This is a genomic window from Neisseria sp. P0001.S005, assembly GCF_051963715.1.
Window position 1 is genome coordinate 1 of record NZ_JBQCTZ010000596.1, and the last position, 461, is coordinate 461.

Genomic DNA, 461 nt, shown 5'->3' on the forward strand with positions numbered 1-461 from the left:
GCCATAATTTTACTTTTATTGCCTGCGCCGGATTGAATCGCAACCATAGACGGCTCATCCAAAACAATCCCTTTGCCGCGTACAAAAATCAGTGTGTTGGCCGTGCCCAAGTCGATGGCAATATCATTAGAGAGGAAACGAGATAAAAGGCGAAACATAGGATTCCTGAAATTCCGGCCCAGCCCGGATGTGTTTAGCATTATTTAAAATAAGAAAAACAGGTACACAGTTTTAGACGGATAAATGCCCCCTTAAAAGGCCGTCTGAATTAAAACACCATGCCAACCTGTTTGGTTTTCGGTTATAATTCTTCGCTTCATAGAAGACGAAATGCAATGATACCCCAAACCCAAGAGGCATTGCTATCAGACAAGGATTTTTTATGGCTTTAAGCTTAAATGATGTGGAAAAAATCGCAAAACTCTCGCGCCTCACTTTAACGGACGAAGAAAAAAACAAAA

At 41.2% G+C, this 461-nt stretch carries 2 protein-coding genes; both read right to left on the minus strand.

What is annotated here, in order from left to right; genetic code table 11:
- Positions 1-158: rod shape-determining protein (locus ACTHSP_RS21880; protein ID WP_440346996.1), on the minus strand; the 158-nt coding region annotated here is incomplete at its 3' end.
- A 73-nt stretch (positions 159-231) separates the two neighbouring features.
- On the minus strand, positions 232-461 hold a 230-nt coding region (locus ACTHSP_RS21885), incomplete at its 5' end, for a hypothetical protein (protein WP_440346995.1).